25 protein-coding genes are annotated in these 26,695 nt (G+C 54.7%); 16 read left to right on the top strand and 9 right to left on the bottom strand.

Annotated elements, in window-relative coordinates; all coding sequences use genetic code 11:
- Window positions 1-87: 87 nt before the first annotated feature.
- Together CHB83_RS07420 and recF are read right to left on the bottom strand one after the other, a co-directional pair.
- Window positions 88-462 (bottom strand): DUF721 domain-containing protein, encoded by a 375-nt coding sequence (locus CHB83_RS07420; RefSeq protein WP_236705085.1) that lies wholly within the window; start codon window positions 460-462, stop codon window positions 88-90.
- 26 nt (window positions 463-488) lie between these two features.
- Window positions 489-1,601: a DNA replication/repair protein RecF gene (recF, locus tag CHB83_RS07415; protein WP_089332172.1), complete on the bottom strand. Its 1,113-nt coding sequence runs from the start codon at window positions 1,599-1,601 to the stop codon at window positions 489-491.
- Window positions 1,602-1,667: 66 nt separating this feature from the next.
- Between recF and pdhA the strand changes: the two genes are divergently transcribed.
- From pdhA to recJ, 12 genes are all read left to right on the top strand, one after another.
- A complete protein-coding gene (pdhA, locus tag CHB83_RS07410; protein WP_089332171.1) occupies window positions 1,668-2,840 on the top strand; it encodes a pyruvate dehydrogenase (acetyl-transferring) E1 component subunit alpha in 1,173 nt (390 codons plus the stop codon).
- Between the two features lie 50 nt (window positions 2,841-2,890).
- On the top strand, window positions 2,891-3,661 hold the full coding sequence (locus CHB83_RS07405) for a tetratricopeptide repeat protein (RefSeq protein ID WP_089332170.1): 771 nt from the start codon (window positions 2,891-2,893) through the stop codon (window positions 3,659-3,661).
- A 159-nt stretch (window positions 3,662-3,820) separates the two neighbouring features.
- Window positions 3,821-4,297: a 6,7-dimethyl-8-ribityllumazine synthase gene (ribH, locus tag CHB83_RS07400; RefSeq protein ID WP_045689881.1), complete on the top strand. Its 477-nt coding sequence runs from the start codon at window positions 3,821-3,823 to the stop codon at window positions 4,295-4,297.
- 291 nt (window positions 4,298-4,588) lie between these two features.
- Window positions 4,589-4,972: a TraR/DksA family transcriptional regulator gene (locus CHB83_RS07395; RefSeq protein WP_045689880.1), complete on the top strand. Its 384-nt coding sequence runs from the start codon at window positions 4,589-4,591 to the stop codon at window positions 4,970-4,972.
- Window positions 4,973-5,153: 181 nt separating this feature from the next.
- On the top strand, window positions 5,154-6,929 hold the full coding sequence (locus tag CHB83_RS07390; protein WP_089332169.1) for a pseudouridine synthase: 1,776 nt from the start codon (window positions 5,154-5,156) through the stop codon (window positions 6,927-6,929).
- Window positions 6,930-7,088: 159 nt separating this feature from the next.
- Window positions 7,089-7,832 carry a type III pantothenate kinase gene (locus CHB83_RS07385; protein WP_089332168.1) on the top strand — a complete coding sequence of 248 codons (744 nt, stop codon included), beginning with the start codon at window positions 7,089-7,091 and terminating at the stop codon, window positions 7,830-7,832.
- Complete coding sequence (locus CHB83_RS07380; RefSeq protein WP_052695461.1) at window positions 7,819-9,165, top strand: hypothetical protein; 1,347 nt, start codon at window positions 7,819-7,821, stop codon at window positions 9,163-9,165. The genes CHB83_RS07385 and CHB83_RS07380 overlap by 14 nt, the downstream gene beginning before the upstream one ends.
- Before the next feature lie 10 nt (window positions 9,166-9,175).
- Complete coding sequence (lptC, locus tag CHB83_RS07375; RefSeq protein WP_089332167.1) at window positions 9,176-9,751, top strand: LPS export ABC transporter periplasmic protein LptC; 576 nt, start codon at window positions 9,176-9,178, stop codon at window positions 9,749-9,751.
- 12 nt (window positions 9,752-9,763) lie between these two features.
- On the top strand, window positions 9,764-10,030 hold the full coding sequence (locus tag CHB83_RS07370) for a hypothetical protein (RefSeq protein WP_089332166.1): 267 nt from the start codon (window positions 9,764-9,766) through the stop codon (window positions 10,028-10,030).
- A gap of 276 nt (window positions 10,031-10,306) precedes the next feature.
- Entirely contained in the window at window positions 10,307-12,433 is a 2,127-nt protein-coding gene (locus CHB83_RS07360; RefSeq protein ID WP_089332165.1) for a peptidylprolyl isomerase, read from the top strand.
- 191 nt (window positions 12,434-12,624) lie between these two features.
- The gene (locus tag CHB83_RS07355) at window positions 12,625-14,472 is read left to right on the top strand and encodes a tetratricopeptide repeat protein (protein ID WP_245855302.1); all 1,848 of its coding nucleotides are present in this window, start codon (window positions 12,625-12,627) and stop codon (window positions 14,470-14,472) included.
- A gap of 415 nt (window positions 14,473-14,887) precedes the next feature.
- Window positions 14,888-16,609, top strand: a complete 1,722-nt coding sequence (gene recJ, locus CHB83_RS07350; RefSeq protein WP_045689877.1) for a single-stranded-DNA-specific exonuclease RecJ — start codon at window positions 14,888-14,890, stop codon at window positions 16,607-16,609.
- A gap of 54 nt (window positions 16,610-16,663) precedes the next feature.
- Here recJ and CHB83_RS07345 read toward each other — a convergent pair whose 3' ends face one another.
- Window positions 16,664-17,029, bottom strand: a complete 366-nt coding sequence (locus CHB83_RS07345; RefSeq protein WP_089332164.1) for a DoxX family protein — start codon at window positions 17,027-17,029, stop codon at window positions 16,664-16,666.
- Window positions 17,030-17,197: 168 nt separating this feature from the next.
- On the opposite strand from CHB83_RS07345, the gene CHB83_RS07340 reads away from it, so the two are divergent.
- From CHB83_RS07340 to CHB83_RS07325, 4 genes are all read left to right on the top strand, one after another.
- Complete coding sequence (locus CHB83_RS07340) at window positions 17,198-19,036, top strand: M61 family metallopeptidase (RefSeq protein ID WP_089332163.1); 1,839 nt, start codon at window positions 17,198-17,200, stop codon at window positions 19,034-19,036.
- Between the two features lie 115 nt (window positions 19,037-19,151).
- Window positions 19,152-19,883, top strand: coding sequence for an LPS export ABC transporter ATP-binding protein (gene lptB / locus CHB83_RS07335; RefSeq protein ID WP_045689874.1), 732 nt, complete (start codon window positions 19,152-19,154; stop codon window positions 19,881-19,883).
- Window positions 19,884-20,069: 186 nt separating this feature from the next.
- A complete protein-coding gene (locus tag CHB83_RS07330; protein ID WP_089332162.1) occupies window positions 20,070-21,596 on the top strand; it encodes a GH3 auxin-responsive promoter family protein in 1,527 nt (508 codons plus the stop codon).
- A gap of 100 nt (window positions 21,597-21,696) precedes the next feature.
- Window positions 21,697-22,122 carry a toxin-antitoxin system YwqK family antitoxin gene (locus CHB83_RS07325; RefSeq protein ID WP_179225480.1) on the top strand — a complete coding sequence of 142 codons (426 nt, stop codon included), beginning with the start codon at window positions 21,697-21,699 and terminating at the stop codon, window positions 22,120-22,122.
- Window positions 22,123-22,212: 90 nt separating this feature from the next.
- Here CHB83_RS07325 and CHB83_RS07320 read toward each other — a convergent pair whose 3' ends face one another.
- From CHB83_RS07320 to CHB83_RS07300, 6 genes are all read right to left on the bottom strand, one after another.
- Entirely contained in the window at window positions 22,213-22,995 is a 783-nt protein-coding gene (locus CHB83_RS07320; RefSeq protein ID WP_045689872.1) for a TIGR00266 family protein, read from the bottom strand.
- Window positions 22,996-23,138: 143 nt separating this feature from the next.
- Window positions 23,139-23,507, bottom strand: coding sequence for a hypothetical protein (locus tag CHB83_RS07315; protein ID WP_055562664.1), 369 nt, complete (start codon window positions 23,505-23,507; stop codon window positions 23,139-23,141).
- A gap of 248 nt (window positions 23,508-23,755) precedes the next feature.
- The gene (gene gltX / locus CHB83_RS07310) at window positions 23,756-25,291 is read right to left on the bottom strand and encodes a glutamate--tRNA ligase (RefSeq protein WP_089332160.1); all 1,536 of its coding nucleotides are present in this window, start codon (window positions 25,289-25,291) and stop codon (window positions 23,756-23,758) included.
- An 81-nt stretch (window positions 25,292-25,372) separates the two neighbouring features.
- Entirely contained in the window at window positions 25,373-25,984 is a 612-nt protein-coding gene (locus CHB83_RS07305; RefSeq protein WP_052695460.1) for a pentapeptide repeat-containing protein, read from the bottom strand.
- Window positions 25,984-26,178: a hypothetical protein gene (locus CHB83_RS23490; RefSeq protein ID WP_143437034.1), complete on the bottom strand. Its 195-nt coding sequence runs from the start codon at window positions 26,176-26,178 to the stop codon at window positions 25,984-25,986. The genes CHB83_RS07305 and CHB83_RS23490 overlap by 1 nt, the downstream gene beginning before the upstream one ends.
- 102 nt (window positions 26,179-26,280) lie before the next feature.
- Window positions 26,281-26,673 (bottom strand): RidA family protein, encoded by a 393-nt coding sequence (locus tag CHB83_RS07300; protein ID WP_045689869.1) that lies wholly within the window; start codon window positions 26,671-26,673, stop codon window positions 26,281-26,283.
- Window positions 26,674-26,695 lie beyond the last annotated feature (22 nt).

Genomic DNA, 26,695 nt, shown 5'->3' with positions numbered 1-26,695 from the left:
GCTACCCAAGGCAGAACCTTGGACGGCGGCTTACAAAGGGTGTGAAGGGAAGGACTGATATAACTACCTTGAGGAGAAAGGGGGGTGTTAGAGAAAGACCACTTCCTTGATAACCTCTTCACCGACCTCAGCATTGATGATTTCTAAAACGCGAGTCTTAGCCATTACAAGCTCGTGCTTGAGTGGGGCGGAGGAGAGACGAACAAAAAGCTTGCTGTTGCTCACGTAGACTTCCTGGGTTTTTAAAGCAACTGCCTTTCCCATGACCTTCTCCCAGCTAGCTACTACCACTACTTCATTTAGCTTTCCCTGAAGCCGGTAGGCCCGTAGCAGCGACTTAATTCCGTCCTTCAGCGGAACGATGTCTGACTGACGGGAATTTTCAGACAAGGGAAGTTTCTTAAATGCCATTGCAGTAAAATAACGCGCGCGAAGTTCGCGCAGATGCCAAAGCAGCGGCACCCCTACAAAGATACTTAACTAGGGTCCTACAGCGGCTTCACAACCCCCGATTCCACTCGGAACCGGGCGATGTCATCAGATAGGGCAGAGAGAATTTGGTCGGTACGCTCCAAGTGCGTGTCGGTCAAGAATATTTGCCCGAATGTGCGGTTTGCCACGAGTTGCATGAGGCGAGTAATGCGCTTCTCATCCAAGCGGTCAAAAATGTCATCAAGCAAAAGCAGGGGTTTTTGCTGCTGACGAGTTGCAACGATTTCAAACTGTGCCAACTTAAGCGCAATGGCAAAAGACTTCTGCTGCCCTTGGGACCCGTAGCCTTTTACAGGCATGGTATCCATCAGAAACGTGACATCGTCGCGGTGGGGGCCCACAGTAGTTCGTTGAAGACTCAGGTCCTTTCGCTCCTGTAGCCGCAGTAGCTTTAAGAAGTCTGTCCCTGGAAGGTCGCTCTTATATGTGAGGGTCACCTGCTCCCGCCCATCAGCAAGTAGTTCATAGTGGCGCTGAAAGATGGGCTCAAACTCGTGCAGGAATTCTTGCCGGCGTGCCACAAGCTGCTCTCCAAGTGGAGCCAGTTGCTCGTCAAGCACAAGCAAATACTCACGGTCATAGCCACCTTGTCTATCCGTGGCAAGCTTGAGCAGGGAGTTACGTTGCTTAAGTAAATAGGAGTACTTGATGAGTAGTTCCAAATACTCATGGTCGAGCTGGGAGATAAGACTATCGAAGTACTTACGGCGCTCTTCACTGCCCTGCCGAATCAAGTCCGTGTCGTAGGGAGAGATGAGAACCACCGGATAGCGCCCGATATGGTCAGAGATGCGGTCGTAGGGCTGCTTGTCGTGTAGCACAGATTTCTTCTGACCAGCACGCAGGCTGCACTGAATTAGCTCGCCTTTGTCATCCTTTGTTGACTGAAAGCGCCCCTTTACCACAAAGAACTCTTCGCCCTGCTTAATGCTGTTTGCATCAGTAGACGTGAAAGCACTCTTAGTTAGCGAGAGGTAGTGAATAGCATCTAGTAAATTGGTTTTACCGCTGCCATTATCACCTACGAAACAGTTGATATGAGGAGAGAAGCGCAGATTGGCTTCATCGTAATTTTTAAAGAAAAGTAGGTGCAGCGTTTCGAGAGTCATGCGAGGTTCGGAATTGCAATCCTTTTACGTACTTTCGCATCCCAAACGCGAACAACCGAAAGCAAGATGGCGGAGACGAAAGTAAAGGCTGCCCCAAAGGCTTCCAATTCGGCGAAAAAATCGTCGGCCCCGAAAGCTGCAACCAAAAAGGCTGCGACCGATACGGTAAAGCAACCAGATCCGGTATTGCCCCCTTCGAACGAAGAGGCTCTAGCCGCAACCGGCGCTCCACGAGCGACGACACCCGAAACCCCTGAGTTTCCGAAGGAGACGTACTTGCAGTGGTATGAGCAAATGCAGCTCATGCGCAAGTTTGAGGAGAAGGCTGGTCAGCTCTACGGTCAACAGAAGATTAAAGGTTTCTGTCACCTCTACATTGGTCAGGAGGCATGCGTTGCCGGAGCCGTTTCGGCCCTGACCAAAGACGATAAGTGGATTACCGCTTATCGGGACCATGCTCACCCGCTAGCGCTGGGCACCTCACCAAACGCCATCATGGCTGAGCTGTTTGCGAAAGCAACCGGCTGCTCCAAGGGCAAAGGTGGCTCCATGCACATCTTCGATAAGAACGTAAACTTTATCGGTGGTCATGGTATCGTAGGTGGGCAGGTTCCCTTGGGAGCTGGAATTGCCTTTGCTGAGAAGTACAACAAAACGGGCAACCTGTGCATTTGCTACATGGGCGATGGTGCGGTTCGTCAGGGTGCGTTGCACGAAGCCTTCAACATGGCTATGCTGTGGAAGCTGCCTGTCATCTTCGTGGTAGAAAACAACGGCTACGCTATGGGTACTTCGGTACAGCGTACTTCGAACGTAACCGAACTCTACACCTTAGGTGAGAGCTACGACATGCCTTCGGAGCCCGTGAATGCGATGAACGTAGAAGACGTGCATAACGCGGTAGCTCGGGCTGCTGAGCGTGCTCGTGCTGGCGAAGGCCCAACGTTCCTAGAGTTCAAGACCTACCGCTATAAGGGCCACTCCATGAGCGACCCGGCGAAGTACCGTACCAAGGAAGAAGTAGAAGATTACCGCTCGCGCGACTCCATCGAATCCGTACGCCACACCATCCTCACGCACAACATGGCTACTGAGGAGGAGCTAACGGCCATTGATGACAAGATTAAAGTACAGGTACAAGAGTCGGTAGACTTCGCCGAAAATTCGCCTTACCCAACGGCCGACGAGCTATATAAAGACGTGTACGTACAGCAGGATTATCCTTATATCCGCGACTAGTACGGCGCGCAAGTTAAGTAGGCCTCACGCCGCCTTTTTGAGTTATCCTCATGTCCAAAATTCCCTTCACGGGCAAAAGTCCCCAGGCCCGCCAGCAGCAACAGGTGACGTCCGATCCGCTCCAACCAGTGGAGGCGTACAACCCGGAGCACCCGCTATTGGAAGACCCCGACGCACTGGCTACCCGGCTAGCAAACTCGGAAGATTTCCTGCGCCGTAACAAGAGTGTACTGTTAGGGCTACTAGCCGTGGTAGTGCTGGCTGTGGCTGGTGGCTTTGGCTACTACATATGGCGCTCTTCACAAGATGGCAAAGCGCAGGCGGCTATGTTCCAGGCAGTGGATTATTGGGAAGCCGATTCTTTGCAGCAGGCAATGAAAGGCGACGGACGGAACCTGGGCTTGGAGCGCATAGCTAGCGAGTACAGTGGAACCGACGCTGGAAACCTAGCCAACTTCTACGCGGGTGCCGCTGCTCTCAAGCAGGGTAACTTTAAGGCAGCAGTCGATTTCTTGGAAGACTTTAGCTCCGATGACTTGCTGGTGCAAGCTCGGGCTTACGCTCTGCTAGGAGACGCCCATCTGGAGCAAAACCAGAACAAGGAAGCTGCTGACTTTTACAACAAGGCAGCTAACCACAATGCCAACGAGTACTTCTCGCCTATCTATTTGCTGAAGGAGGCTACTGCCCGGGAACAAGCAAATGACTACGCGGGAGCTATCAGCGCCTACGACAAGATCCTGACGGAATATCCAGCTGCTGCTGAGGCCGCGGAAGCTCGTCAATATAAGGCACGGGCTGAGGGTTTGGCTGGCAAGTAGGTCAGCATCTACAAGCTTAGCCCAACAGTTTAAAACAAGAAGAGGCAGCCACTGGCTGCCTCTTCTTGTTTTGAGAACTACTATACGAAGGAGGCGTTCGGCCTATCTTTGTCGGCAGTACCCCAAGTGATTTTCTGCACCTAGTAAATTCTGCCTTACATGGCTACTTCGCTCAAGAACCTCAGTGACTATACGTCCGACCATTTTATTGATATCTCCGAGAAGCGCTTCGGATTGGTTGTAGCGGAGTGGAACCGCGACATTACGGATACCCTGGCCCAAGGCGCACTAGAAACGCTACTCAAGCATGGGGCCAAAGCAGAGAATGTATTTCGGAACACTGTACCCGGTAGCTTTGAGCTAACGTTGGGGGCGCAATTGCTAGCACAGCATGAGGAGATAGACGCTGTAATCTGTCTAGGCGTAGTTATCAAAGGCGACACTAAGCACGATGACTACATCTGTCATGCGGTAGCCAACGGGATAACCAACGTTGCCCTGAAATTTAACAAACCCGTCATATTCGGGGTGGTAACTACCAACAACCTCGAGCAAGCCTGGGATCGGGCAGGTGGCAAGCATGGTAATAAGGGCGTTGAAGCAGCAGTAGCTGCTATTCACATGCTCGGATTCTAACAGTAGGAGACTACGTCATTCCAAATATGGAAGCGCTTTCTGGCAGGATATTGAACCTGAACGGTTGAGCGTTAGTGGCTAATAGTTGATTCGGAGACAAAAGCGTAGCTTTGTGCCCGGAAACACCCTGTTGTAGTGGGAGTGCCACACCCTAGCTCTTCACGGGGCAAGACGGAAGTTGGTGTGGTAAACTAATTTCCTGTGCCATCTGTTGGATGGCCAACGGGTTAGGGCCTACTACTGGCTGGGATTCTAATTATCGTCAATCACCATTAATCTTCCTGCATTAACATGAGTGAAGCACCCCTACGCTATTCCAGGGAGGAGCTGGCTGAGTTTGAGCAAATCATTCAGGACAAGCTCACAGCCGCCCGTAAGGAGGTAGTGTTCATTAAAGAAACGCTAAGCCGGAAGAACGACTCTGGTACCGATAACACGGCTTCGTCGTCGAAGGTATTGGAGGATGGCGCCGACACGGCTGAGAAGGAAAGCTTGAACCAGCTGGCTTCGCGCCAGATGAAGTTTATCCAACAGCTCGAGAATGCCCTAGTACGCATCAAAAACGGCACCTATGGAGTTTGCATTGGCACCGGTAAGCTGATTCCGAAAGAACGCCTGCGTGCTGTACCCCACACGCAACATTCGATTGAGGCCAAGATGGCCCGTCGCGACTAGCGCATTACACTACTTACGCATAGCCCGGATTAGCGGCCGTAGTCTTTCATTGAAGACCGAGCCGATAGTCCGGGCACTGTTTTCTTAGACTGGTGGTTTCGCCTTTGCGGTGTACACCGTCTTTCTTTGCACTACTTATTTCACTTGTACCGTAGCGATACGGCACTTACGCTTCTTCCATATGGGCAAGAAACATTACTCGGGCGATGCGCCCAACCGTCGTCCCTCCCGCACCGCACCTGGTAGCGAAGGATCCCGCAAGTTTTCAGGCTCTAGCCGCGACGACCGGAGCACTTCCGGTGGTGCCCGTTTTGGCAGCAACCGCAGCGACGCTCCCAACGACCGGTCAGGATTTGGTCGTAGCACGGGCAGCGGATTTGGCGGCCCTAAGAAATTTGGCACTTCCAACTCTGGTGGTTCCAAGAAGTTTGGCGCTACAGGTAGCAGCTTTGGTCAGCGTCCATCGAGTGGTCGTGACTTCAACCGCAGTGGGGAAGGACGCCCCGGCGGCTTTGGGCAGCGCTCTGGTGCAGGGCGCGACTTTAGTAACGAGCGCGCTCCGCGTCGCTTCGATGACCGGCGTGACAATGACCGGAGCGGCGAAGAGGCGCGTCCAGTACGCCCCTACGAGGCTAGGAAAACGTGGCAGGGCCAGCCCTACCAGCAGGAAGGCAAGCCTACCGTACCACGCGGTGCACCTGGCGAGCGGAACCGTAAGTTCAACAAGCAGAACCCATACGAGCAGGATGCTCCGGCCCCACGTAGCAACACCTTCGCACCCCGCCCCGATGCAGGCTTTGACCGCAGCCGGGACGCAAGTGGCCCTGACCGTGAAGTGCGTAGTGCTCGGCCTTTCGACTATCGTGGTCGGCCAAGCGAGCTAGACGCCAATGAACAGCCCCCACGCCGTCAAGCAACGGAGCGCCGTGAAGGTGGCTACGGTGGAGGTAGCTTTGGTGAGAAGCGGACAGCACGCCCAAGCGGCTATAGTGCAGACCGTGACACGCGTGGTACCGGTGAAAAACGTTTTGGCGGTACCGACCGACGCGATGAGCGGCCTACGCGCTCCTTTGAGGAGCGCCCCGCCCGCAACAAGCATACGGGCCGCGACCTAGATTCCAACCAAGCTGGTAAGCGCAAGCGCGGAGACATAGCGGGCGAAGCTCCTGACTACAAAAACCTAAAGTTCTACGAAGAGGACAAAACCCGTGGCAACAAGCGTCGCCGCGAAGAAGACGACCAAGCCGGTGACCTTACTCGTCTGAACCGCTACATCGCCAATGCTGGTATCTGCTCCCGCCGGGAGGCCGATGCCCTGATTGCAGCCGGTGAGATTCGCGTGAACGGTGAGGTAGTAACGGAGATGGGTTACAAAGTGCAGCCCACGGATACGGTGCAGTACGGCAAGACCAATCTGAACCGGGAAAAGCAGGTGTATGTACTGCTGAATAAGCCAAAGGATTTCATTACTACCACCGATGACCCAGAAGGCCGTCGTACGGTGATGGAACTGGTAGCAGGAGCTTCTAAGGAGCGGATTTTCCCCGTGGGTCGCCTGGACCGAAATACGACGGGTCTGTTGCTATTCACCAACGATGGAGAGGTAGCCCAGAAGCTTTCTCACCCCTCAAATCGGAACAAAAAAATCTATCAAGTAGAGCTCGACAAGCCGCTGACGGAGGAGCACCTGCGCCAGATTGCAGAAGGCTTGGAACTGGAAGACGGTAAAGCCGAGGTAGATGATGTGGCAGTAGTAGCCGGTAATGCCCACTTTGTAGGCATTGAGATTCATACGGGGCGCAACCGCATCGTACGCCGCATTTTTGAGCACTTGGGGTACGACGTCGTAACGCTGGACCGGGTGCAGTACGCAGGTCTGACCAAGAAGGATCTGCCCCGCGGCAAGTGGCGTTTCCTGAACGAGAAGGAAGTTATTCGCCTGAAGTATTTTATGTAAGCACGCAACCACCTGCTTAGCGGGTGGCTCTTAGTGGTGAAAATCGGGAAAGCTCAGATGCTACCTAGTTGGAGGTGCGCTAAGCTTAGTGAAACCAAATGCTTCGTAGCGTTTGCGCTTTCCTGACCTCACCTTTCACTAGTTATTTCTTGCCTAGTAGTGCGCACTCTAGCCCTCGACATTGGGAATACGGCCGTGAAGTACGGTTGCTTTGCTGATGACGCACTAGTTGAATCCGCCTCGCACCAGACGCCGGACCAAATCCGGGATGCTGTGCAACGGCTGCAACCCACTCACGCAATAGTTGCTTCGGTAGCAGAGGCTACTACTGCCTGGGCCGCCGAACTGCAACCGCTTGTGCCGGGCCGGGTCTTGGAGTTCGTGCCCGCCGCTACGCCGCTACCAATTGGCAATGCTTACGCTACTCCCCAGACGCTGGGGGCCGACCGATTGGCAGCGGCAGTAGGAGCGGCCTGGCTACTACCACACCGAAACGTGGTAATAGTAGATGCTGGTACAGCTATCAAGTGCGACCTTGTGGATGCAACGGGTACGTTTCGTGGGGGGAGCATTGCACCTGGTTTGGGTATGCGCTTCCGTGCGCTACACACGTTTACGGGGCGTTTGCCGTTGCTAGAGTGGCCTGCTGCCTCCGACGAGGTAGTGCCGCTTACGGGCACCGATACTCAATCGGCTATTTGGAGTGGCGTGTTGAACGGGGCTGCGTCTGAAGTACGTGGTTTACTGGCCGACTACGCAGATCAATACCCACAGGTAGCAGTAGTGCTAGCCGGTGGTGATGCGGCCTTCTTCCATGCCCGGCTGAAAGGCTCTATCTTTGTCGTACCGGAGCTCGTGCTGATTGGGCTTCATCGAATTTTAGTACATCATGTCTCAACCTAATTTCGCCGGCCTTGCTGGTGGTCTTTCGCTACTAGGGTTGCTGGTAGCTCCGTTGGCTTACGGACAGGGCCTGGGCAACTCGCCCTATTCACGCTTAGGCCTCGGCGATGCGAACTCCAACATGGGGGGCGTCCGGCAGATGGGTATGGGTGGCATTGGCGTGGCAGCTCCGAACAGCACCAACGTGAACGAGCTGAACCCGGCCATGCTGTACTACACGTCGCGTACCACGTTTGAAGCTGGCTACAGTGCCCAGTTTAAAACGCTACGCAACAATGTAAGCTCTCAGCGTACAGGCTCCGCAAACCTAAGCTACCTAGCACTGGCCTTTCCTATTTCGCGGCGGTGGGCTGGCTCTATTGGCCTCAAACCTTACAGCTCCGTCGACTACGAATCGGTTACTGTTGACCCAGTTATTGGTGACCCAAATTCAACGGCCAACAATGAGTACAAGGGTAGCGGCGACCTAGCTGAAGCGTACACCAGCCACTCTGTGCGCATTGCTAAGGGCTTGGTTGTAGGAGCATCGGTAGGGTACGTGTTTGGTAGCATTGATCAGCAGCGCGCTACTACCGTTATTACGCCTTCTTCAACGGACGCCAATACCGTTCGGGACGTGAACATCTACCACGTGCATTACTCTGACTTTGCTTTCCGAACCGGCATCCATTACCGGGGCAAAGTGAATGACAAAGTGAATTTCAACCTGGGTGGGGTATACAGCTTCCAGTCAAATTTGAATGGGGAGCGTTCTATTTCTCAGAACCGGGAAACATTAGAGCAGTTGCAGCTTAGCTCTACCGCGCTGGAAACCGATGCGCCAGGTAAAGCTACCGTGCCAGCACTAGCTCAAGTAGGTGTTAGCTTCGATAACAACCGCAACTGGAGCTTAAGCCTTGATGGCTCGCGGCAGGAGTGGTCCAAGTTCGTCGCCTTTGGCGAAGCAGGCGGTGCTTCTGGCGTGCTCTTGAGCGATACCTACCGAGGAGGTATTGGTGGGGAGTTCACTCCTGACCCAACTGCCGTAGATAATTACTTCCGTCGCGTTACTTACCGGGCTGGCCTTAGCGTAGCACAGTTGCCTTACCGCCCCGGTGGTAACACCCTGTATGACCGGGCAGTAAGCTGGGGCTTCGCATTTCCGCTTCCCACGGCTACTCCGCTCGACGGCACAACCATTAGCTTAGGCTTCATCTATGGGCAGCGTGGCAACACAGATGTGCAGCGCCTCTCAACGGGTGTTTCGGAGCGTAACGTGAAAGAAGATTACGTGCGCATGCAATTGGGCGTCACGCTCAACAACCGCTGGTTTATCAAGCGCCGCATTGAGTAACGGACGTACTATGAATACGTATGGGCGACATCTGCTCTGGATAAGCGGGCTAGCTGTACTGCTGCTCGATAGCTGCCAGAAGCAAGCCGATGAAGTGGTCAAACCAGTCTCGTACACGGGGCCGCTGATAGAAACCGAAAACGTGCTCATGCTCGTTAGCGACTCAGCTAAGCTGCGTATCCGCCTCAAGGCGCCGCTGGAGCAGGACTTCGAAAATGGCGACCAGATTTTTCCTAAAGGGCTCAGTCTTACCTTTTTGTCGGAAGATGGTAGCAAAGTGGTCAATACCATTGAGGCCAACTACGGCAAGAAGGAAAAGGCGAAGAGCCTGTACATTGTGCGCGGCAACGTGCGGGTATCAAACGTAGAAAAGCAACAGCGGATGAATACCGAAGAAGCTTTCTACGACACAGGTAAGGCGCTGATTTATACCAAGGAAACCACCGAAGTACGGGTTACAACGCCCACCGAAGTACTGACGGGGAAAGGCTTAACGGCTAACCAAGACTTCTCCCGCTACACCATTCTGACGCCGACAGGAGTTTTTGATGTTAACTCCGCCCCGGCGCCTGCTAGTTCTCGCTAATCGCTGCTTGCCATGAAACGTTTTTGGGACCCGGGCCTCGGGCGCACTATTCTGTTCTCCCTAGCCCTCGTCACGTTTGTAATTGCCAGCTACCAAACCTTAGCGGTCGGTAAGATGGATGGGCTGTACCGCAACTACTGGCTTTTCATGCTCTCCTTTGGCTTCCTGATCAGCTACCGCTACCTCAAGCAGCGCGCCAAGGAAGCCGCGGCGGCCGCGGAAGCCGCCCAAAAAGCCGCTGCCCCCGCCCGCAAAAAAACGGGTGGCAAAAAGCGGTAGTATCTCATATTGTATAGTGTGCATACTGCTTGTGCAGTACCTGGCTCCGGACCTCCTTTCGTCCAAACTACCACTCCTGCAGTGGCAGGTTTTGGAGAAGCGAGGTCCGGTGTCATTATAGCCACCGAATACACAGAACAACAGATTCTTGCTACTGCCAAGGAGGCCACGTGGCTTACCGCACAAGCTCACTTCGCCGCGCCCTTTGAATGTCCGGGGGTTTCTGGTTATTTTGCACCTCTTTCCACTTTTTTACCTGTGCTTTTTTTCAAGTAAATGGCATTAATTAACACAATCCGAGAAAAATCGGGCTGGGCAGTCGGGGCCATTATCATCGGCCTGCTGCTCTTCATGTTGGGGGGGGACTTCCTCTACGGCCGCAATAGCCTCTTTGCTGGCAACGACCGGGTAGTGGGCGAAGTAGCCGGGGAGAAAGTGGACTATGAGACGTTCAATGCTACCCTGGAACAAGCCAAGCAGGCCTTCATTGCTCAGCAAGGCCGCCAGCCCGATGAAAATACTATGGGCTACCTGCGCGACCAGGCATGGAACCAGACGCTTTACCGCATTGCCTTCCAGAAGGAGTTTGACAAGCTAGGACTGAAAGTGTCGGACGATGAGTTGACGGATATGGTGCAGGGGAACAACATTCACCCAAGCATCCGGCAAGCCTTTACTGATCCGCAGACTGGGCAGTTCGACAAAACCAAGGTTATTGAATACCTCCGCAACCTCGACAAACTACCCCCTCAGACTCAGGAGGCCTTCCGCAACTTCGAAGCCAACCTAGGGCCTGAGCGTCTAGCTGCGAAATACAACAACCTGCTCAAACTGAGTACCTACGTAACGGCTGCCGAAGCCAAGCGCTTCGACGAAGCTCAGAATAGCAAAGCCAACGTACGGTACTTACTGGTGCCCTACTTCACCATCTCCGATTCGAGCGTGAAGGTTACGGATGAGCAGGTGCAAGCTTACATCGACAAGAACAAAGGCCGTTACAAAGTAGAGGATGGCCGCTCTATTGAATACGTGACCATTCCGGTTACGGCCTCGGTAGAAGATAGTGCTACCGTACGGAAGACGGTAGACGAACTGGCTACCCAGTTTACTACGGCTCCTAACGACTCGCTGTTTGCAAAGCTGAACTCAGATCAGCCCTATAACGCGGCCTACCTCTCGCCGGCCGATATGCCGGAGAAGCTTCGTAGCCAATTACCCTTGCAAGTAGGCAAAGTGTACGGACCTTACGCTGAAAACGGCACTTACTCACTGTTTAAAGTAACCGGCCAGAAAGCCGGCGCGCAAGCTGCCGCTCGTGCTAGCCACATCCTGATTAAGCCGGAGGGTACCACGCCCGAAGCTGATGCTGCGGCCAAAGCCAAAGCCACCGATATCCTGAACAAAATCAAAGGCGGTGCCGACTTTGCCGCTATGGCCCGCCAGTATGGTACCGACGGTACTACCACCACCGGTGGTGACCTAGGCTGGTTCCAGCAAGGCCGCATGGTACCCGAGTTTGAGAAGGCAGTATTCGGCGCTACGTCGGCCGGGTTGCTACCTGCTCCGGTAAAAACGTCATTCGGCTACCACATCATCAAAATCACCGCGCCCAAAACCACCCAGACCTACCAGGTGGCCGCTGTGCAAAAGACCATTCAGCCTACCGATGCTACCCGCGACGCAGCTTACCAGAAAGCGCAGCAGTTGAAGGGCGAAGCTACCGACCTAGAGTCGTTCCGGAAGGCAGTAGCCAAGGATAAGTCTTTGCAGAAAGTAGAAGCCAAAGGCCTCGGCCGCGGCGAGCAAGCCGTGAATAACCTGCAAGGTGCTCGTCAGTTGGTACGCTGGGCTTACGGCTTCAACCCCGAAGGCACTCCTACCCAAGTAGGAGATGTATCGGAAGTATTTGAAATTGGTGACCAGTACGTTATTGCGGTTCTGACTGGCGAGCGGACGAAAGGAGTTGCCGACGTTGCCAGCGTGAAGCCAGAAGTATCTGCCCTGGTGCGCAACGAGTTGAAAGCCGAGCAAATCATCAAGAAGCTGAGTGCCGCTAAAGGCTCATTGGAGCAAATGGCCCAAGCCTACGGCCCCAACGCCCAAGTGAAAACGGCGGACAACGTAGTGCTGGGCACTGGCCAACTCCCTGGCGTTGGCAACGAGCCCTTGGCTGTCGGCAAGGCTTTCGGGCTGAAGCCCGGTCAGAAGTCTGCCCCCTTCCAGGGTGAGCAGGGTGTACTGGTAGTAGAAGCCGTAAGTGTACAAAAGCCTACAGTACCTACCGACGTGAAATCTGTTCGCCAGCAGTTGATGGCCCAGCGCGCTGCCCGCACCGACAACCTTACGTATGAGGCCATTAAGCAGCATGCCAACGTGAAAGACGAGCGCACGAAGTTCTTCTAAACCATACTGTTCTCAAGAATTAAAAAGGGCCGTACCTTCGGGTACGGCCCTTTTTGTTTTTGGCGTTGATGCAGCGCCGCAACTTTATACCTCGACTTTTGAACGGGGGAGGCAAGGACGGCCGTTGCTCCTTCACTGGATGGTAGCAGCCTGCGGGCGCACTTCCTTACTACTTTTTTAGTTCTGCTTTTATGAAGATGCAGCTACGTTCGGTCTTGCAAAAGGGAGGTGTAGCCCTGGCCCTGGTGGGTGGGCTGCACCTCCTGATTCCTACCGCGGGGAAAGCCCAGGGCGAAGGCAACACCATTGCCCTGGCTCGGGAATATGCGCGCAAGGGGGAAAGTGAAAAAGCCGTTTACCTCTTCGGGCGGCTGCGCAACGAAGACCAAACGGCATCTGCTATTCTGCCCGACTATGTAGCTTCTTTGCAGAACCTGGCAAAGCACAAAGACGCCGAGAAGCTAGTAAAGCGCGCGCTCAAGCAACGCCCAGAGGACCCCACGCTAGGTGTGCTGCTGGGGGGCGTGTATACCAAAGCCAACGACCAGGCAGCAGCCCAAAAGCAGTATGAGCGGGTGGTAAGTCAGCTGACTACTGCCCAGGTAGTGCCCGTAGCGGCAGAGTTTCAAAAAGCAAGCTTGCCGGAGTGGGCCGTAAAAACCTACTTGCGTGGAAGAGAAGTAGCCAAAAACGACACTGAGTTTTCGCCTCAGCTAATTCAGCTCTACACCCAGAGCGGGCAGCAGGATAAGGTGATGGGTGAAACGCTACGGTTATTGCAGGACGATGAGCACCAACTGCCCTTTGTGCGCAACATGTTGCAAAACAGCCTGCAAGAAGACAAGGACTTTGAGGCGCTAGAGAAAGAGCTCATTGGCTTGGTACAGAAGAACCCTGACCGCACCGTGTACAGCGAATTACTGCTGTGGTTGCAGGTACAGCGCCGCGACTTTACGGGCGCCCTTGTCCAAGCCAAAGCCCTCGACCGTCGGGGCCGCACGGATGGGCAGCGGGTGCTGGAAGTAGCCGAAATTGCCCGCCGCAACAAGGACTACGAAAGCGCAATTCAGGGCTACGACTACTTGGTGCGCGAGTATCGGGGCAAGCCCTTCTACGCCTTGGCGCGTCAGCGCCTAGTGCAGACCCGCGAAGAGCAAGTGCGCACTACCTACCCCGTAAACGTAGCCCAACTACGGGGCCTGCTGCAGGAGTACCAGCAGGTGCTGCAAGAGCTGGGCCGCACGCCCGAAACGGCTCCCGTACTGCGGAGTATGGCGGCCTTGATGGCTTTTCAACTAGATGAGAAAGAGCCCGCCATGAAGCTGCTGCAAGAGGTAATCGACATGCCCCGTGCCAGCCTAGAGGTAGTGGACCAAGCCAAAATTGATTTGGCGGACATCTACCTGCTTCGGGCAGAGCCCTGGGAAGCAACGCTGCTGTATTCGCAGGTCGAGAAGTCGCACAAGGATACGCCGCTAGGGTACGAAGCCAAGCTGCGCAACGCTCGTCTTAGCTATTTCGCCGGCGACTTTAAACTGGCCAAGTCTCACCTTGATATTCTGAAGCAAGCTACTAGCCGTGAAATTGCCAATGATGCTATGCAGCTCAGTCTGCTCATCACCGACAATACGGCCATGGATACGGCCGGCGTAGCTCTCCATGACTATGCCGCCGTGGAGCAACTCGTATTTCAAAACAAGATTCCGGAGGCCCTACGTGGCCTTGATGCTCTGTTGCAAAAGTACCCCGGCCACGCTCTGCAAGACGATGCTTGGTACCTGAAAGCCCAGTTGCAACGCCGCACTGGCGACTACCCAGGCGCCATTGGTACGCTAGAGAAAATCACGGCCAATCCAAAGTACGACGTGCTAAGCGACGACGCTTTGTTCTTGGCCGCTAGTATTCAGGAAGAAAACCTGCAAGACCGCGACAAGGCCCAGCAGCTTTACAATCAAATGCTGGTGAAATACCCCGGCAGTATCTACGTGGCCGAGGCCCGTAAGCGGTTCCGCAAACTACGCGGCGACGCAGTAAACTAAGCCATCTGCCGATGGCTGCGCCTACTGTATTGCGTGAGTTGAAGCGTGGTCAGCGAAGCCCTGACATACACGTTCTGCCTCAACCCAAAACGGCCTGCTAGAAACGACGTGGGTTAGCGGAAGAACAAAAACATCAGTCCTAGGATGACGATAAAGGCTACGTACATCAGGCCATCGGAGAGGATGTATTGGCGGTATTCCTGAAAGAACTGACGAAGCTTTGACATTAGCAGAAGTATAGCCGGGGGTAGGGCAGTGGTTGTTGCTGTGCCCTTGCTGGTTAAGTAGAATTTGCGTCCTAAACTGTCCGTTTCAAAGCTACAACATCCGCACTAGCTGATGGAAAAAGGGAGCCGAAAACGCGGTTTTTCTTCGTACTTTTGAAGGTATAGCCCAGTATGGGTTCTGGCAGAATATGGAAAAACGATGGATTCGCAAGCCCGCGCCCGACGCTGAACAAGTACGGCATTTGGCCGACGCCTTGCGCGTCAACGAGGCTGTCATCGGCCTGCTCTGCCAGCGCAAAGTTTGCAGCTTTGAGGAAGCCCGCGCATATTTCCGGCCAGCCCTGGCTACCCTCCCCAACCCTATGCTGATGCGCGATATGGACCGCGCCGTGGACCGCCTAGTGCGGGCGCTGCATTTGGGGGAGCGAGTACTGGTATTTGGTGATTACGACGTGGATGGTACTACCTCCGTTGCCCTGGTTTTTAGTTACCTGCGCGAGTTTTTCGGCCCTTCCCGCATCGACTACTATATTCCTGACCGGTACAAGGAAGGGTATGGGGTTTCAGAAGCCGGTATTGATTTCGCGGTAGACAATAGCTACCAGCTCATTATTGCGCTCGACTGCGGAGTAAAAGCCGTGGAAAAGGTAGCTTACGCCAACCAGTGCGGCATCGATTTTATCATCTGTGACCACCACTTGCCCGGCGCCGATTTGCCGGAGGCCGTAGCCGTTCTCGACCCCAAGCGGGCCGACTGTCCTTATCCCTACAAGGAGCTTTCTGGTTGCGGAGTAGGATTCAAACTCATGCAGGCTTTCACCCAGCACCAAGGCTTACCCGAGGAACCGCTGTATGAGCTGCTAGACCTGGTGGCTGTCAGCATTGCCGCCGATATTGTGCCTATTACCGGTGAGAACCGCACATTGGCTTACCACGGCTTACGCTTGTTGAATGACCGGCAGCGCCCCCAGCGCCCCGGCCTCGATGCGCTGCGTGAGTTGGCGGGCATCCAAAACGCCGAACTGAACATCAGTAGCCTGGTCTTTGGCTTCGCGCCCCGCATCAATGCGGCGGGCCGCATGGGAGACGCCAAGCGTTCCGTGGCTATGATTTTGGCCGAAACTACGGCTGAAGCAAAAGACAAAGCTGGCGTAGTAGACAAAACCAATCAGGAGCGCCGCGGCTTTGATACCAGCATTACCAAGGAAGCCTTGGAGATGATTGAGCAAGATGCCTTGCTCCGCACGGCTAGTACTACCGTGCTCTTCAAGCAGGACTGGCACAAGGGCGTAGTAGGCATTGTAGCGTCGCGCTGCCTTGATAAGTACTACCGCCCTACCATCATTCTGACGGAAAGCAACGGGAAGGCTACTGGCTCGGCCCGTTCAGTAGTCGGGTTCGATGTGCACCAGGCCATCGAAGAGTGTTCTGACTTGCTAGACCAGTTTGGCGGCCACATGTATGCGGCAGGCCTTACGCTACCCGTGGAAAACGTGCCGGCCTTCCGCGAGAAGTTTGAGCGCATTGTAGCAGGCCGCATTTTGCCGGAGCAACTGATTCCCCCAGTTGAAATCGATCAAGTGCTGGCACTGCAGGATATTACGCCCAGCTTCTTCAACCTGCTCCATCAGATGGAACCGTTCGGGCCGGGCAATTCCAATCCTGTGTTTATGTCGGATAAGGTGTACGCTACTCCCGATTCGGCCCGGATTGTCGGCAACTCGCACTTGAAGTTGACCCTTACCCAGGACGGCCGTCATACGGTAGACGCCATTGGTTTCGGACTAGGCGAGTACCACGAGCGAATTCTGCGCGGCGAGCCATTTCAGGTGTGCTACACGGTAGAAATGAACGAATTCCGAGGAGTGAAGAACTTACAGCTTCGCGTGAAAGACATTCGCTGGGAGTAGAAGATTAGAAGACGGCGAGGGTCTTGTTAGGCACGCAGCAGCAAACGCTATCATTTATTCCTTCCGGATCCACCACGCCCAGGCAACAAGGACTACTTGCAAGGGGAGGCGCAGCCACAAAGCCCAAACTGGGAGTAGCCCCCTGCCTTCATAGGATTGGAGCATGTATACATTGGCCGGAAACACGGCTACTAGTAGCAGAATAAGGCCCCAAGAAGTCATGCGGCGCGTAGTCGGCACAAGCAGTCCCAACCCGCCGGCAATTTCAGCCATCCCGCTCACATACACTAGCAGGAGAGGGGCCGGCAGGTAAGGAGGAACGATACGCACAAACATTTCTGGGGAAAGAAAATGCACGATACCCGCGAAAGTAAACAGCCCGGCTAGCACGTAGCGGCTTATCTTTCTGTACTGAGGCATGAAGGAAGGGGAAGGAAGTAGCAGGGCCCTACGTTAGGGCTAGGTGTTTGTGTACCCTGGTAGTAGGCCATAGGTTGTCATCGTTGAGCTAGAGCAATAACCACGCGTAGGCAATGTGTACCTTGCAGCAGCGTTTAGGCTGTTGTCTAACTTATTTATATTTTCTTGATGAAAACGCGTTATCTGGCCCTTGGGCTGATATTAGCTGGCACTGCGCCGGTAGTAGCCCAGCAAGCCGGACCCGGCTATCAGATTGCTCTTGATTTGCAGCATGTGCAGAATGACCGCGTACGAGTAGTAGTAAATACGCCGCCCGTGAAGGAGGAGCAGGTTACGTACGTGATGCCCTCAGTAGTACCTGGCTCCTACTCCAAGAAAGACTACGGACGCTTCGTTACAAGCTTTAAGGCGTACGATAAGAAAGGCAAGTCACTGAAGGTGAAGAACAATGGGCCTAACTTGTTCGTCATCGACAAAGCCCAAAACTTGGCGCGCTTAGAGTACTTGGTAGACGACACTTGGGACGCCAAACAAGACGACTCGTTTATCTTCCAGCCCGGTGGTACCAATATTGATGCGGGCCGCAACTTTACCATTAACCACTACGGTTTCTACGGCTACCTCGAAGGCTACAAGATGCAGCCCTACCAGGTAAGCGTGCAGAAGCCCGCCGAACTCTACGGGGCCTCCGCCCTCAACGTACGCCGGGAGTCGGCCACCAAGGATGTTTTCACGGCCAACAGCTACGTTACCCTTGCCGATGGCCCCATCTTGTACAGCAAGCCCGATACGGCTAGCTTCAGCACGGGAGGAGCGCGCATTGGCGTGGCCGTTATGTCGGAAGGCGGTGTGGTGAAGGCTACTCAGGTAAGTGAAATGCTGCGCCCCATGGCCGAAGCCCTGACGAAGTTTTTCGGTAAGATGCCGGTGCCCCGCTACCAGTTCTTAATGTACTTTCCCAGCCTCAACTCGCCTCTGGTGAGCATGAGCGGCGGTTACGGGGCCATGGAGCACAGCTACTCTTCCCTATACTTCCTACCTGAATTTCCGGACCAGGACCGTATGCGCAGCTTGGTGCTCGAAGTAGCCTCGCATGAATTTCTGCACATGCTGGCCCCGCTCAACATCCACAGCCGCGAGATTGGCGAGTTTGACTTCCGAAACCCACAGATGTCGCAGCACTTGTGGCTCTACGAAGGCGTAACCGAGTACGTGTCGCAGCTGGTGCAGGTGCGCGGCGGCCTCATCAGCCCCGATGAGTTTCGCAGCCGCATGAAAGCCAAAATCGACAACTCTCAGCAGTACAAGGATGTGTCGTTTACGGAGATGAGCCGCCGCATTCTGGAGGCTCCTTACAAAGACATGTACCAAAACGTGTACGACAAAGGTGCCCTCATTGGGCTCCTGCTGGATATTCGGATTCGGGAGCTAAGCCAGGGCCGCCAAACCTTGCGCGACGTGTTGCTTGCGCTACGAGAAAAGTACGGGCCCGACCGCTCGTTTGAGGACAACCAGCTTATCCCTGAAATTGTGGCGCTGACCAATCCGCAGCTGCAAGCATTCTTTGATCAGTACGTAATTGGTGGCAAGCCCTTGCCGCTAGCCGAGTACTTCGGAAAAATAGGGTGGACGTATGCGCCCGTGGCTCAAACCAAAGTGAAAGCCTTCGGCAACATTGGCTTTGCGTACGACCAAGAAAAAAATCAGTTCCGGGCCGTGAAGACCAAGGCGGAGGAAAACGCATTCGGCCTGCAAGAAGGCGACGTGATAGTGGCCATAAACGGGCAGACCGTAACCATGCAAAACGCCGAGAAGCTGCTACGCCCATTGGTAGAGCCCCAGAATACCGAACCGGTACGCGTAAAATTCCGCCACGAAAACACCCCAGAGCAGGAGCGCACAGCTACCCCCCGGGAGTTCGACGTAGAAGTGAAAAACCTGGTAGAAGCAGCTCCCGCACCCACGCCGGCCCAGCAGGCATTGCGCGATGGGCTACTGAAAGGGTAGCACTTCGGTTAGTTGTCTGCGGAAGGGGGCGGCGGTACTGCTACCCCCGTTCGTGGTCCGGGTGCCTTCCCTGTGTCATGATACTAGCGCTTACCTGTCCTTATCTTTGCTACCGATGATTTTACGCGCTGAACACCTAATCAAAAAATACAAGTCACGCACCGTGGTGAACGACATGTCGCTGCATGTTGAGCAAGGCGAGATTGTGGGGTTGCTGGGTCCCAACGGCGCGGGCAAAACCACTTCGTTTTACATGACGGTGGGCATGGTTAAGCCCAATGAAGGCCGTATTTTCCTCGATGATAAGGATATTACCAAGCTGCCCATCTACCAGCGGGCCCGCCTCGGTATTGGCTATCTTGCCCAGGAAGCTTCTGTCTTTCGAGACCTGACAGTGGAGGAAAACGTGCTGTCGGTGCTGGAAATGACGGACATGCCTAAGCAGGCTCAGCTGGACAAGGTAGAAGAGCTCCTCAACGAGTTCAGCCTAACGCACGTGCGCAAAAACTTGGGCCGGGTACTAAGCGGGGGAGAGCGGCGACGCACTGAAATTGCTCGTGCCCTAGCCGTAGACCCCAAATTTGTGTTGCTAGATGAGCCCTTCGCCGGCGTAGACCCCATTGCCGTAGAGGAAATTCAGGGTATTGTGGCCAAACTCAAGCATAAAAACATAGGCATCCTCATCACCGACCACAACGTGAATGAAACCCTTAGCATCGTAGACCGGGCCTACCTGCTATTTGAGGGTAAGCTGCTTAAGGCTGGCACCGCCGAAGAGCTGGCCGCCGATGAAATGGTGCGGCGTGTATACTTGGGTAAGCATTTCGAGTTGAAGCGAAAAATTTAGCTATTAGTACGTAGCATTACTAGCTGGCAAAGAGGGCGGAACTTGGGGGCTTATAAGCTACCGCAAGCTCCGCCCTCTTTGCCGGCTGGGTATAGCCACTACGGCTATTTCCGGTAACTTTCCCGGCCTGCCACAGGTACAGAAGACCTCTTTCCGTTCCTTTTTCATCTCCCTTAGTCCTTCCTTGTGATCAGCACCGTTCTGACCTGGGCCTTGCAGCGACGTCTTGCCAGCATTGCTCACTTCCGCGACAATCCGCATGATGTACAGCAGCGCGTCCGGGCTGACTTGTTGCACACGGCGCGAGGAACAGAGTGGGGTCGTCGGTACGGATTCGCAGATGCTCCCTCGGCTCAGGAGTTTGCTCAGCGCCTACCCATTAGCAGCTACGAGGACCTGTACCCGGAGATTGAGCGCGTACTACGTGGGGAGGCCAACGTGCTGTGGCCCGGCACGGTGCAGTGGTTCGCCAAGAGCAGCGGCACCACCAACGCCCGCAGCAAGTTCATTCCTGTCACCCGCGAGTCGTTGCACGACTGCAACTACCGCGCTGGCCGCGACATGACAGCCCTGGCAACGCTGCACTACCCCGAGGTGGACATTTTAGGTGGCAAAACGCTTTCGCTGGGTGGTACCCACAGCCCCAACCCGTTTCGACCGGCTACTACGGGCTCCCGGGTCGGCGACGTATCGGCCGTAATCATGCAAAACCTGCCTGCTTGGGCGGAGTTTGTGCGTACTCCGCCACTTGAGTTAGCCCTGCTGGATGAATGGGAGGAAAAGATTGCGCGCATTGCCGACCATGTGCTGACAGCGGATGTGCGCGTGCTGGCAGGGGTGCCTACCTGGATGATTGTGCTACTGCGCCGAGTGGTGGAGCTGGCGGGAGCCACTACCATTCTGGACGTATGGCCCCGTTTGGGGCTGTTTCTGCACGGCGCCGTCGCTTTCGGGCCCTACCGGGAACTGTTTCGCCAACTCATTCCTTCCGACCAGATGCACTACTTGGAGGTGTATAATGCCTCGGAGGGCTACTTGGCGGTGCAGGACGAGCCCAACTCCGAGGACCTGCTCCTGCTGCTAGATCATGGCATCTACTACGAATTCTTGCCTGCCGACCAGTGGGAAGCCACCGAGCCCCAGGCAGTTGGCCTCGATCAGGTAGAGCTTGGCCGCACCTACGCAGTCATTATCAGTACCAATGCTGGCCTGTGGCGCTATAAGATTGGTGATACCGTGCGCTTCACCAGCTTGGCGCCTTGCCGCATCCGAATATCCGGCCGCACCAAGCACTTTCTGAATGCTTTCGGGGAAGAAGTGGTAGTAGAAAATGCCGATGCTGCCATTGCAGCCGCCTGCCAAGCTACCGGCGCTACCGTCCGCGACTTCACGGCCGCTCCCGTGTACTTTACTGCTCACGATGGGGCTTCCCGGGGCGGGCACCAGTGGATACTGGAGTTTGTGCAAGCCCCGCAGGACACGGCCCAGTTCACCGCCGTCCTCGATCATACGCTGCGCCAACTCAACTCCGATTACGACGCCAAACGCCACCGCGACCTAGCCCTTACGCCCCCTCTGCTGACGGTAGCCCCGCCGGGCACTTTCGAGCGGTGGCTAGCTCGCAAAGGCAAGTTGGGTGGGCAACACAAGGTGCCGCGCTTGAGTAACTCACGGGAGCTCGTAGAGGAAATCCTTGATGAACTAAAAAAATAGTTATACCTTCCGTAGCTGTCATCTGCTAACCCAGTATCCGATGTGCTACCATACGTGTATACGCCTTAATTTGCTCCAACAGCCTGTAATAGCGGCGGTAGTGTCCTTACTACTTGCCTCCTGCACGAGTGGTGGCTTGGTGGCTCGGCGTCCTGCAAACCGTTTAGACCCCGCGGGCCATCGGCACGGCCGCTGGCGGGAGTATTTCGATATGGCAGAAACAAAAACTGCCAATCAGGGCAAGTACAAACACGGATTGCCGGTCGGGCGCTGGCGCTACTATACCCCAACGGGTGAGCTAGACCATGTGGAGCGGTTTCACCATCGACCAGTAGGCCTTGTTTCCATGACCTATTACCATCCCAACGGTCGTCGGGCCAAGCAGGGAATGGCTCGATACCGGGCTGAGCCTGATGGAGCGCATTTTTACTGGCAAGGAGAGTGGAAACGCTACGCTGAAAACGGCCAGCAGATACCATCTGAGTATTACGTGCGTGGAATACTGCAGCGTACTACGCCTCAGTAAACAGTATACTCGTGGGCAGTGCTCCCTAGCAAAATGGCCGGCTTCGCATGTATGCAGAGCCGGCCGTTTTGCTAGGGAGCAAGGATTTTCCTACTCGTCTAAGATGCCACCCATCAGATTGCCAAGTACGCCGCCGCTTTCCTTGCGGGCATTGCCACCGGTAGGCGCCAGGGCTTGAATAAGTTTCTTCACGGGCATCGACTGTAACCACACGCGCCCGGTACCGCGAAGCGTGGCTAGGAGTAGGCCTTCGCCCCCAAAAATCATGGACTTCAAGCCGCCAGCCCGGGCAATACTGAAGTCGATACCGGGCTCGAAGGCAACTACGCAGCCAGTGTCTACGCGCAGTAGTTCGTTGTTCAGGCGCTTCTCAATGATGGTGCCGCCCGCATGAATAAAGGCTTTTCCGTCGCCCGTGAGCTTCTGCAAAATGAACCCCTCACCGGCAAAAAGTCCTGCTCCTAGCTTCTGGTTGAAGTGCAAGCTGATTTTAGTACCCCGAGCTGCCGCTAGGAAACCATCTTTCTGCACAATGAGGCCCTGGGGCAAGGTGCGCAGGTCTAGTGGGATGATAGTACCTGGGTAGGGTGCTGAAAAGGCAACTCGGCTTTTACCGTAGCTGCCCCGGTGAGTAAAATGAGTCATAAACAACGACTCACCTGTGATGAGACGCGTGCCTGCCGAAAACAGCTTGCCCATAAAACCCTGGTCGGGCTCCGAGCCGTCTCCCATTTTCGTCTCAAAGGCAATAGCCTCGTCCATGTATACCATGGCCCCAGCCTCGGCAATTACTGTCTCATTGGGGTCTAGCTCTACTTCTAATACCTGAATATCGTTGCCGAGAATCTTATAATCGACGTCGTGGGACTGCATGGGGAAGGAGGAGGAAAGAGGGTGAATAACGTCCCAAGTATAGCCAAATATGAAAAAGTAATGCCAGTACTAGCCATCGTGAAGCCTATTCGGCCCCGATGGCTAGTACTGGCATGACCAATACCACATAAGGTGATGAAGAATTATTTCTCTTCCTCTCCCAATTCTTCTTCAGTATCCTCTTCGGCCGAGGCCTTGGGCCCTTTTTTCTTGGCTTCCTTGCTAGTACGCCGCATAAAATCCTCGTCGGTTTCTTCGGGCTCTTGCGCCCCTTCTTCCAACGGGAAATCTTCCTCTTCGTCTTTCTCACCAAACTGCCCGGCACGGTCTACCAGTTTCTTATCGCGCACGTGCCGATTTAAAAATTGATTGATGTCTTCAATAGAATAGTTGGAGGTGATTTCACCCAGCGGATTCACCTTGATTTCAAAGCCCTCCAACTCTTTATGCACCCGGGCTTTCTTCTCGGGGTCGTTCTTTTTCTTTTTCGGGCTAACGGGTTTTTTGGCCATGAGCGTAGTCGGTTGCTAGTTATCAGGGCCATACATGATTAAGGCCACATCTTGCTGCATACGGCGCTACCTCCAACTAGGATTTGGCAAAAGGTTAGTAGTACTACCCTGTGCTCGATGGCAAGCCTAGTACGGCTCCCCTAGAGCGAATTGGCAACGGTGCTAAAGGACAGGGCAGGTAGTAGCACCACACAAAAAAGCGAGGTGATAGTAACTAGACTATCACCTCGCTTTTTTGTGTGGTGCTACTACAGGGCCGCTACAGCCGCTTCAATGCGCTCGGCAGTTTCCTGGGTGCCCAAGATGCTCATGATGTGCATCAGGTCGGGGCCAGCGGCGGCGCCAGTTACGGCTACGCGTAAGGCCTGCAGTACCTGCCCAATTTTGATGCCCTGGCGCTCTAGCACTTGCGTAAGCAGTGCTTTGATACCATCGGGGGTAGCGTCGGCACTGGTTGGCAGCTCCTTGGCAAACTCGGCCAGCGCACCGGCTACCTGAGCATTCCACTTCTTGCTGATTACCTGCTCATCATAGCTAGTCGGGCGCGTGAAGAACAGCTGAGCTTCCTTGGCTAGGTCGGCTGGGAAGGTAGCCCGCTCTTTCACTAGGGCCGCAATTTGCTCGGCCTTATCGGCGGGTACTTCCTGGCCTTGCTCCTGCAGGCTTTCGGTGAGGTAGCCCGCCAACTCAGTATCAGATTTTGCTCGCAGATACTGCTCGTTGTACCACCGCACCTTGTTCTGATCGAAGCGGGCTGGCGACTTGCTCACGCGCTCAATCGAGAAGGCATCAATCAACTCGGGCATGGTGAACAATTCCTGCTGAGAGCCGGGATTCCAGCCCAAGAAAGCTAGGAAGTTAATGAATGCCTCGGGCAGGTAGCCACTTTCACGGTAGCCACTGCTCACGGTTGGAGCACCAGTTTCTGCATCCTTACCGTGCCATTCCAGCGGAAATACGGGAAAGCCAAGACGGTCACCGTCGCGCTTGCTTAGTTTACCAGTGCCATCGGGCTTCAGCAAGAGCGGCAAGTGGGCAAACTGCGGCATGGTGGCTTCCCAACCCAGGTAGCGGTACAGAAGCACGTGTAAGGGAGCCGACGGCAGCCATTCCTCGCCCCGAATAACGTGGGTGATTTCCATCAAATGGTCATCCACGATGTTGGCTAGGTGATACGTCGGCATACCATCCGACTTCATCAGCACTTTGTCGTCAATGGAAGAGGAGTGTACTACCACCCAACCCCGAATCAAGTCGTTGAAGCGTACTTCCTCCTTACGAGGTACTTTCAACCGAATAACGTACGGGGCCCCACTGTCTAACAACTGCTTTACTTCCTCAGCCGGGAGGGTCAAGGAGTTGCGCATTTGCGCCCGGGTAATGCTGTTGTACTGCGGGTTTGGCACCTTAGCCGCCGTCAAGCGGGCCCGCATGGCGTCTAGCTCCTCGGGGGTGTCGAAAGCATAGTAGGCCGAGCCGCTGTCGATAAGCTGCTGAGCGTATTGCATGTACATTGGCTTTCGCTCGCTTTGGCGATAGGGGGCGTGCGGGCCTCCTACCCAAGGGCTTTCATCTAGCTCAATACCGGCCCACTCCAGGCTTTGCCGAATATAGTCCTCAGCACCTGGCACAAAGCGGTTTTGGTCGGTATCTTCAATGCGGAGCAGCATCTTACCGCCCAGCTTACGAGCAAGGAGGTAGTTATACAGCGCGGTGCGCACGCCGCCAATGTGCAGCGGCCCGGTGGGGCTGGGCGCAAAACGCACCCGTACTTCTCTTTCCATAATACAGTCAGTTCGCCGCGTTATCGGGATAGAAAAACGCGCCGCAAAGGTAGCTAATTAGCGGGGGAGGGCGAAGGATAGTTATTCTATCACCAGCCCATACTTTCCTAACAGGCCTGGCAGGCTCTGCAGGGCGAAACGCGCTTGTTTTACGTCGTTTAGTTCTGGATCTAGGACTACGCCCTGCGCCGTCAGAAAATCAGCGCCAACCAAAGAAGTCTGGCTAAAAACAGTTCCGCGCAGGTGGCACTCCTGAAATAGCGCGCCGGTGAGGTTGGCGCGGGTGAAGTCAGCCTCTTGCAACGAGCAGCCTATAAAGCGCGTGTTCGGCATCACTTTGCCCCAGAAGGAAGCGTAGTCTAGCTGACACTTGTCAAAATGGACATCGAAGAGCATGTCGCGGCAAGCCGTAAACTGCAAACCTAGCAGCTTGCAGCCATCAAATGCTACATTCTGCATGCTGGTATTGGCCACCGTAGCGCCGGCAAGGTTGCAGTTCTCAAACAAGCACTCACTAAAACGGCGCCCCGACAAATCGGCTTGGCTCAGGTCGAAACCGATAAAGTGGTATTGCTCAAACTCCTGCTGGCCTACTAATGTGGGGGGCAATACCCGCGTCAGCACGTTATCCGGTGGAAACTGATCGGGCTTGCGCAATGGCTTGGCTGCTTTACGTGGAGAGGATCGGCGCATTATTCGCGGTTTTTGAAGCTCAGCCACAGAATGAGGCCCAGCACGGTAGCGCCACCTTTGATAGCCCATGCCACGGTGGAGCCCCACGTATAGATCCAATCTAGTAGCGGAAAATGGAAGTTAGCCGGTAGTAGGAGCGGCGCAGCAATAGCTATGAGTCCCGCAGAAAACAGAAAGATACCTAGCTCTCTCATCGGTAATAGGTGATATAAGAATGCTATAGAGGTAGTGGCTGGCGAACTATACCTGCTGTTGCAGCAAGCTAGCTGCCCGAAAGCGTATAGTTCGCCACCTTGCTAGTGTTGGGCTACGGCAATACAGGAAATTTCCACTTGCACATCTTTAGGCAAGCGGCTAACCTCTACCGTTTCGCGGGCCGGAGCATAATCAGCCTCAAAGTAGCTGCCGTATATTTCGTTGATTAGGCCAAAATTGCCGAGGTCCTTTACAAAGATGCTGCACTTCACTACGTCCCGTAAGGTGAGGCCAGCAGCTTGCAGCACGGCCTGTAGGTTGCGCATTACTTGATGCGTTTCTTGCGCTACGTCGCCTTCGCCAACCAACTGACCAGAGTGAGGGTCAAGCGGGATTTGACCAGAAACGTACACGGTATCACCAGCTTGTACGGCTTGGCTATACGGCCCAATAGGGGCGGGCGCCTGGTCGGAATACACTACAGTGTTGGGCATAGAAGCAAGGTTAAAGGAAAGC

Source organism: Hymenobacter mucosus, from assembly GCF_900188255.1.
Taxonomy (GTDB): domain Bacteria; phylum Bacteroidota; class Bacteroidia; order Cytophagales; family Hymenobacteraceae; genus Hymenobacter; species Hymenobacter mucosus.
This window is presented reverse-complemented; position numbering and strand designations above follow the sequence as displayed.